Raw genomic sequence first — 6,377 nt, forward strand, 5'->3', positions numbered from 1 at the left:
GCGCCGATCTGCCAGTTCGCCCGCCCGTGGGCACTCGGCGCGCTCGCCCTAAGCTCCGCCGCCGCCGGGTGGGTGGGTGGTTGGTTGGCCGTCGGCCACGCATGTCGCCGCTCTATACGAGAACGATGGTCTCGTATATAAGAAGAGAATGATGGTGTCGCGAGGCCGACCGCGGGAGATCATGGTCGAGGCACGGTTGCTGGAGGCGGTGCGTCGCCTGCTCGCCGGCAGTGACTACGCCGAGGTGTCGATCGGGCGGATCAGCGAGGTGGCCGGCGCCGGCCGCGCCGCGATCTACCGACGCTGGTCGTCCAAGCCGGAACTCGTGTTCGCCGCCGTCGTGCACGGTACCGAGCTCGACGCCCGGCGTTTCGACCGTGGCGGGCTCGCCGCGGATCTGCACGCCCTCATCGAGCACGTCGTGGCGCTGCTGAGTACGCCGGTCGCCCGCAACGCGCTGCCCGGTCTCGTCGCGGACCTACAGACGAACCCGGAGGTCCGCCGCGGATTCCGGGATCGGTTCCTCCAGGCCGAGCAGGATCTGATCGCCGGGATCCTCGGACGCGCCCGGTCTCGCGGTGAGCTGGGAACCGGTCCGCTGATCGACGCCCGCGAGGTCCACACACATCTCCTGGGGATGGTGTGGGCCGAGATCTTCCTCGTCGCCGATAACTCGGCGGCGCCTGCCGTCGTCGACCGGGTCTTCCGGTCGGTCCTTTCCACCCTTACGACGCCCGGAGCCAAGGATGCCCACGCTGCTTGAGCAGACGATGCCGGTGTACCACTTCAGCGAGCGGCATTCCCGGGTGCTCCCGGCGAACCCCGACCACGTGTGGGACGCCCTTTCCGGGCTGACGCTTGATCAGCTCGTGGTCGCGAGACCCCTGGTCGCCCTGCGGCATCTCGGTTCTCGGGGCATCGCCACGTCCCGACCCCTGTTCACGGACGGGCCGATCACCATGGTTGCCGTCCAGGCGCCGGAATACGCTCTCGGTGCCGCTGTCGCGCGGCCGTGGCAGCGATCCCCCAGTCGCATCGCGATTTCTTCGGTTGAGGAGTTCATCGCTTTTGAGGACGTGGGCTGGGTCAAGTACCTCACCGACTTCCACGTGCGTCCCTGCCCTGCGGGCACCGTCCTGAGCACCGAGACCCGCGGATACTCGACGGACCGGGCCACCCGTCACAGGTTCGCCTTCTACTGGGCTGCCATCCGCACGGGCAGCGGCCTCATCCGGCGGGACATCCTGGCGACAGTCGACCGCATCAGCCGGCGGGAGCAGAACGCGCCCGGCATCGGCTGACCCTGGCCGTGTCCCGAGACGTGCGCGGGCGGTGGTTCCCGGCTCGGCGACTGTCTGGGCGACGAGGAGGAGGACAGCGATCGGAGCAGGCCCAGGACGCGCAGGTTACCTGGAGCGCATGCGAAGCGGGAGACTGGGACTGTACGGCGCCCGCCTGAGCGCGGCGCCGGCCGACCCTCACCGGAGAGGACTCCGCCCAACATGCAGTTCACCCACCTCGGCCGTTCCGGTCTGACCGTCTCGCGCCTGTGCCTGGGAACGATGAACTTCGGTCCCCTGACCAGCGAGACCGACTCGCACAAGATCATGGATGCGGCGCACGAGTACGGCATCAACTTCTTCGACACGGCCAACGTCTACGGCCTGCGCTCGGCCGGCGTGTCAGGTCAGGGCGAGGGTCCGGGCCACACCGAGTCGATTATTGGCCGCTGGTTCGCGCGGGGCGGCGGGCGCCGGGAACGCACGGTGCTGGCCACCAAGGTCTACGGCGCCATGGGGGAGTGGCCCAACGAGGGCAGGCTGTCGGCGCTCAACATCCGCCGTGCCCTGGACGCGAGCCTGACCCGTCTGCAGACCGACTACATCGACCTCTACCAGTTCCACCACGTCGACCGTGACACCCCGTGGGACGAGATCTGGCAGGCCGTCGACGTCGCCGTCACGGCCGGCAAGATTCTCTACGTCGGCAGCAGCAACTTCGCGGGCTGGCACATCGCCCAGGCGCAGGGCGCAGCGGCCCGGCGCGGGACGTTGGGCCTGGTCAGTGAGCAACCGATCTACAACCTGCTCACCCGTGAGGTCGAGCTCGAGGTGCTGCCCGCGGCGCAGCACTACGGCGTGGGCATCCTCCCGTGGTCGCCGCTGCAGAGCGGGCTCCTCGGCGGCGTGCTCCGCAAGGAGCGCGAGGGCAGGCGGCGCCTGGAAGGCCGGGCCGCGACGGCCCTGGAGGCCAGGCGTCCGCAGATCGAGGCCTACGAGGACTTCGCCGCCGAGCTTGGTCACGAGCCTGGTGACGTCGCGCTCGCCTGGCTGCTCCACCAGCCGGCCGTCACCGCGCCGATCGTCGGCCCGCGCATCCTGCAGCACCTCGACGACGCCGTCCGGGCACTTGACGTACGCCTGGACGAGAAGGCGCTGGCCCGGCTGGACCAGATTTTCCCGGGCTACCGGACGGCCCCCGAGCATTTCGCCTGGTAGCTGGCGAAGGCCGCCCTCCGCGTTCAGCCATCGCGCCGCGGTCCGGCTCGGCAGGTTCGCGCGGCCCGGTCATGCCGCCTCACCGCCGGCCGGGCCGCAAACCGCCAGCGATCACGCGCAGGTCACTGGAACTGGTCGGTACACCGACACTGGTGAGGTTGGACTCCGCGGCGGTGAGACGGCTGGTGCCACGCCGACGCCGAGCAGCACCCGCCCCGCGCTCAGCACGTCCAGGCGCAGCCTGACGCCCGAGTGACCTGAGCGGTGGGACGTGCACGAGCCGGGCGGCCAGCCCCTGCCCGCGCCAGGCCGCTAGGCGACGGCGCCCTGTGTGGTGCGGGCCGGGGCCAGCGGGATAGCGAGATTGTCTCGCAGCGTCGCGCCGGTGTACTCGGCTCGCAGCGAACCGCGTTCCTGCAGCAGAGGGACGACCTGGTCAACAAACTCGTCGATCCCGCCGGGGGTGACGTGCGAACCGATGATGAAACCGTCCGAACCGTCGTTCTGGACGAAGTGGTCGAGCCGGTCGGCGATCTGAGTCGGGGTGCCGACGAACTCGGCGTGGGCGAACACCCTGATCGCGAGTTCGCGCAGCGAGTACCGGTGCTCCGCCGCGAGTGCCCGCCACTGCCGCACGGTCTCGAACGGGTCCTGGGCGAGCCGGGCCCGACCCTGGATCACCAGCGGCCCGGTCGGGTCCGGGTCGACGTCGGGCAGTGGGCCGTCCGGGTCGTAACCGGAGAGGTCCCGGTTCCACACGATTTCCAGCAGGATCTGTGCGGTCTGCCCGCTGACCTGGGCACGGGCGATCTCGCGGGCCCGCTCCGCCGCGTCGGCGGCGGTGTCACCGAGGACGAACGCGCCGCCGGGCAGCAGCTTCACCGAGCCTGCCGGCCGGCCGGCGCGTACGACCCGGGCCTGGATGTCGCGGTAGTACTCCTGTGCCGGCCCGAGCTCGTGGAACGGCGAGAAGATCGCGTCCGCGGTGGCGGCGGCGAAGTCCCGGCCCTGCTCGGAGGCCCCGGCCTGCAGGACCACCGGGCGGCCCTGCGGGCTACGTGGCACGTTGAAGTGCCCGGTGACGTCGAACTGGCGACCGTGGTGGCCGAACGCTCCGACGGTGGCCTCGCGTAGGAAACGCCCCTGCGTTGTGTCCGCGGCGATCGCGTCCGCGGGCCAGGAGTCCCACAGCTGCCGGGCCAGGGCCACGAACTCCTGCGCCCGCACATAACGGTCGTCCCGGTCCAGGAAACCGCCCCGGCGGAAGTTCTGCCCGGTGAAGGCATCGAAGGAGGTCACGACGTTCCAGCCGGCCCGGCCACCGCTGAGATGGTCCAGTGTGGCGAGCTGACGGGCCAGCTCGTACGGCTCGTTGAAGGTGGCGTTGAGGGTGCCGACCAGCCCGAGATGCTCGGTCACGGCGGCGATCGCGGTGAGGACCGGCAGCGTGTCCGGCCGGCCGACGATGTCCTGGTCGAAGATCCGGCCGAGTCGTTCGCGCAGGATCAGCCCCTCGGCGAGGAAGAAGAAGTCGAACTTCCCGCGTTCGGCGGCCTGCGCCGCGTGCCGGAACGACGCGAAGTCGATCTGGCTGCCGGCCTGTGGATGCGACCACAGGGTGTGATGGTTCACCCCGCCGACATAGTGGCCGAGGATGATCTGCTTGCGGGGACTGGTCATCGGGTTGCGGCCTCGATCCGGGTGGTGGCGTAGCGGTTGACCGGCCGGGGCAGGCCGAGGTGGCCGCGCAGGGTGTCGGCGGTGTACGCGGTGCGGAACCGGCCGCGGCGGGCGAGTTCGGGGGCGAGCCGGCGGCTGATCGCCGCGAGGTCGACGGGCAGCACCGCGGGCCGCAGCCGGTAGCCGGTGATGCCCGCGGCCTGCCAGTCGAGCAGCAGGTCGGCGAGTTCGCCGGGGGAGCCGGCGACGATCGCCGCATCGGAACGTGCCGGCGCGTCGAGGAGGCTGTCGAGCTGGCCCAGCCGCTCCCGGGCGGCGTCGCCGTCGTCGTCGAGGACGACGATCAGATCGGCGAAGATGTGCAGGGTCTCGTCGCCTCGCCCGGCACGGTCCTGCTCGGCGCGGATCTCGGCGACGATGGCACGGACCTGGTCGATGTCGTGCGGGGTCACATAGACGACGTCGCCGAGGCGGGCCCCGAGCCGGTAGGGGGCCGAGATATGGCCGAGCACCGTGACCAACGGCTGGCCCTGCGGCGGCCGGGGGGTGATCGACGGCCCGCGGACCGAGAACCACCGGCCCTTGAAGTCGATGCGGTGCAGCCGGTCGCGGTCGATGAACCGGCCGGTGGTGACGTCGCGGATCTCCGCATCGTCCTCCCAGCTGTCCCACAGCCGGCGGACCACCTCGACGTGCTCACTCGCCTCGTCGAACGTCTCGGTGATGTAGGTCTGGACCTCGGGACTGTTGAGGGTGTCGAGACTCAGCGGTGGGTCGGGTGCCCGGCGGCCGATGTGCAGCGCCTCCCGCGGCCGGCTGGCCTGGACCCGCCACCCTGCCCGGCCATCGCTGACGAAGTCCAACGTCGCGATCGCCTTGGAGATGTGGAACGGTTCGGTGCTCAGCGTCGACACGCTCGGCACCAGTCCGATCCGGGAGGTCAGCGGTGCCACCCGGGAGGCGACGAGCACCGCGTCGAGCCGGCCGCGCACCAGGTCGGTACGACCGTCCGGGGTGCCGTCGAGCTGGGTGGACTGCAGGTTCAGGGCATCCTCGAAGGTCACGAAGTCGAGCAGGCCGCGCTCGGCCTCCTGTACCAGGTCGGTCCAGTAGCCCGGGGTGAACAACTCCTTCGGCCGGGCGGACGGTGCCCGCCAGGCGGCCGGGTGCCAGCCGGCTCCGTCCAGGGCGACGGCGAGGTGCAGCGGATCTTTCTCGGGCATCGTGATCATCGCTTTCCGTGGGGACGCGGCCCGCGCACGCGCCGGATCAGCGGGCGGCGGTGAATCGGGAATCGGGACGGGTGCCGTCGAGGGCCGGCTCGGCGAGGATGGCGGGCACGAACTCGAAACCGCGGCGGCCGACCCCGTCGCCCCGCCGCCGAGCACCACGACATCGACCCGCTGGACGGCTCACGCCGACATCTCCCCCCCGGTCCAACACCTACGCAATGCGGCGCTCGGCCTGCAGGCCGGCGAGCAGACAAAGGATCTGTTCCAGAAAGCTAGACCGCGATGTGGGCTTTGTCCATGGCTCCGATTTCGGTCGGCCGATGGCTGCCGTGGTTTGTTGTTGTTTTGTGTCTCAAATATTTCTGTGACTGCGTGCGGCTGGTCCACTGGTGTGGCATCGGAGCGCCGCCATTCCTGGAGGCGGCCACTGGTCGCCCGTATGCCGTCTACGTCCAGGCAACAGTGACACGGCCGGAGCGATTCCCGGGGTCGAGGCCCATCGCCACCGGGCTGACGTGGAAGCGCCTGTGCGAGCCTCTGGCCGTCCGGCGGGTGGACCCTGCCCGTCGGTCGACTGGGCAGGTCCGAGTGACTTCATCCGCTACCGGGCTGAGGTGGAGGTGCCTGCGGGTCAGCCGGGGGCTGAGCGAGGGCCGTGCCCTGGGCCGTCGGCGCGCCGGGCCTGGGAGCTGTCGAGCAGGCTCCAGGGAAAACCGCTCCGGCCTATGACGTGCCGGGTGGCCGGGGTGCCGGATCGCTGTGTGCAGGGTTGAAGAACTGGCTGTTGCCGCAGAACTGGCTGTCGCCGCGACCGACGTCCTGTTCGGCTATGGCGATTTCTTGCTCGAAGAAAGTTGTGATGGCCGTGTGCCAGGCGGCCGCCTGGCCGAGTTTGGCGGCGAAGTCCGCGAGACCGCCGGGGCGGAACAGGACTGGCGCCCTGCGTCTCCCAACCGGTCGGCGGCTT

The 6,377-nt window shown here is 70.4% G+C and carries 7 protein-coding genes; 4 read left to right on the forward strand and 3 right to left on the reverse strand.

What is annotated here, in order from left to right:
• Window positions 1–151 precede the first annotated feature (151 nt).
• The 3 genes from FREUN1FDRAFT_RS27150 to FREUN1FDRAFT_RS27160 all read left to right on the forward strand — a co-directional run bounded on the left by FREUN1FDRAFT_RS27150 (window position 152) and on the right by FREUN1FDRAFT_RS27160 (window position 2,498).
• On the forward strand, window positions 152–763 hold the full coding sequence (locus FREUN1FDRAFT_RS27150; protein WP_232295434.1) for a TetR/AcrR family transcriptional regulator: 612 nt from the start codon (window positions 152–154) through the stop codon (window positions 761–763).
• The gene (locus FREUN1FDRAFT_RS27155) at window positions 747–1,301 is read left to right on the forward strand and encodes a hypothetical protein (RefSeq protein WP_006543483.1); all 555 of its coding nucleotides are present in this window, start codon (window positions 747–749) and stop codon (window positions 1,299–1,301) included. The genes FREUN1FDRAFT_RS27150 and FREUN1FDRAFT_RS27155 overlap by 17 nt, the downstream gene beginning before the upstream one ends.
• Before the next feature lie 201 nt (window positions 1,302–1,502).
• Window positions 1,503–2,498, forward strand: a complete 996-nt coding sequence (locus FREUN1FDRAFT_RS27160; protein ID WP_006543484.1) for an aldo/keto reductase — start codon at window positions 1,503–1,505, stop codon at window positions 2,496–2,498.
• A gap of 312 nt (window positions 2,499–2,810) precedes the next feature.
• On the opposite strand, the gene FREUN1FDRAFT_RS27165 is transcribed toward FREUN1FDRAFT_RS27160, so the two are convergent.
• From FREUN1FDRAFT_RS27165 to FREUN1FDRAFT_RS44315, 3 genes are read right to left on the reverse strand one after another with little or no spacing between them, the layout of a single operon-like run.
• Complete coding sequence (locus FREUN1FDRAFT_RS27165) at window positions 2,811–4,178, reverse strand: NtaA/DmoA family FMN-dependent monooxygenase (protein ID WP_006543485.1); 1,368 nt, start codon at window positions 4,176–4,178, stop codon at window positions 2,811–2,813.
• Window positions 4,175–5,401 (reverse strand): LLM class flavin-dependent oxidoreductase, encoded by a 1,227-nt coding sequence (locus FREUN1FDRAFT_RS27170; RefSeq protein WP_035953776.1) that lies wholly within the window; start codon window positions 5,399–5,401, stop codon window positions 4,175–4,177. The genes FREUN1FDRAFT_RS27165 and FREUN1FDRAFT_RS27170 overlap by 4 nt, the downstream gene beginning before the upstream one ends.
• 46 nt (window positions 5,402–5,447) lie before the next feature.
• A complete protein-coding gene (locus FREUN1FDRAFT_RS44315; RefSeq protein WP_157475420.1) occupies window positions 5,448–5,594 on the reverse strand; it encodes a hypothetical protein in 147 nt (48 codons plus the stop codon).
• A gap of 575 nt (window positions 5,595–6,169) precedes the next feature.
• Here FREUN1FDRAFT_RS44315 and FREUN1FDRAFT_RS46815 point away from each other — a divergent pair.
• The coding region (locus FREUN1FDRAFT_RS46815) for a hypothetical protein (RefSeq protein ID WP_232295435.1) at window positions 6,170–6,377 on the forward strand (208 nt) is incomplete at its 3' end.

Origin of the sequence: Parafrankia sp. EUN1f (assembly GCF_000177675.1) — a bacterium.
In the GTDB taxonomy this organism is placed as follows: domain Bacteria; phylum Actinomycetota; class Actinomycetes; order Frankiales; family Frankiaceae; genus Parafrankia.